This window comes from Pseudovibrio flavus (assembly GCF_009711345.1).
Lineage (GTDB): Bacteria > Pseudomonadota > Alphaproteobacteria > Rhizobiales > Stappiaceae > Pseudovibrio > Pseudovibrio flavus.
Genome location: NZ_SMMA01000021.1, coordinates 1 through 1,040, shown reverse-complemented (window position 1 = coordinate 1,040; position 1,040 = coordinate 1). Strand labels below are relative to the sequence as shown.

Annotated in this window: 1 protein-coding gene; it reads left to right on the top strand. The window is 53.1% G+C overall.

All coding sequences use genetic code 11. The features are described 5' to 3' along the window. On the top strand, window positions 1-1,040 hold a 1,040-nt coding region (locus tag E1162_RS00070), incomplete at both ends, for an autotransporter outer membrane beta-barrel domain-containing protein (RefSeq protein WP_155125404.1).

The following is a 1,040-nucleotide window of genomic DNA, read 5'->3' as shown; positions in this document are numbered from 1 at the left end:
ATCACCTTGATCAACAAAACCGAAAACGCCAATCCCGACCTTGCTGAAGGCACCGAGCGGCTTGAGGCGGAAAGCGGCATCAGCATCATTTATGAGTTTGAAGTAGGCCTTGAAGGTGCAGACAACGCCGTTGTCGCCACCATGACAAGCGGCAAAACCAATGACAAAGCCAATGCGGTAACCGCCGGTAATAACGTTGCTTTTTTAAGCTCGCTGGATGCAACCCTGTTTGCCGCGTCAGATGGTATTGGCGCGTTTATGGCGCAAGAACCGCTGCGCGGCGGTTTTGTACCCTTTGGCATAGCCGGAGGCCGCACAACTTCCTACAACAACGGGCAAAAGCTTGATCTGGACGGCTTCAACTTCATCGCTGGCGTTGGTGCCACACGAGAAACCAGCAATGGATATCTGCATCTTGCAGGCTTTGCAGAAACAGGACACCAAACCTACAACGCCTCCTCCCACTTCGTTTCTGGCAAAGGCAACGTAAACTATATGGGCGGCGGTGTAATGGCCCGCCTTTCATTGCTGAATGGCCTATACGCTGAGGGCCTGATCCGCGCAGGCTCCTCTGATATTGCGTATGACACCAGCGACTTCAACGTACCTGTGGGCTACGATTTCTCCTCGGCCTACTTGGGTGGTTACGCTGGCCTTGGCTACACCAGAACACTGCAAGAAAGGCTAACTTGGGGCCTGCACGGCAAATACATCTATTCATGGACGGATGGAAACCATGCAGAACTGGCTGGTGAAGACACCCATTTTGAACAAGCCTCTGCCCATACCTTCCGCGTTGGCTCATCCCTCGCCTACGCGCTTGAAAATGGCCTAACGCCTTATGGCTCAATTTCTTGGGACTACACCTCAGGCAATAAAATGGAAGCAACAGTAAGCGGAAGAGAGTTGGAACCAACCGACATTAACGGCCATACCGGCACTTTGCAGCTTGGCCTTAACTACACCAAGCCTGAGAGCAACTGGTCTGCCGATCTTAGCGCTGCAGGGTATACGGGGGTAAGAGATGGCCTTGCCGCCAA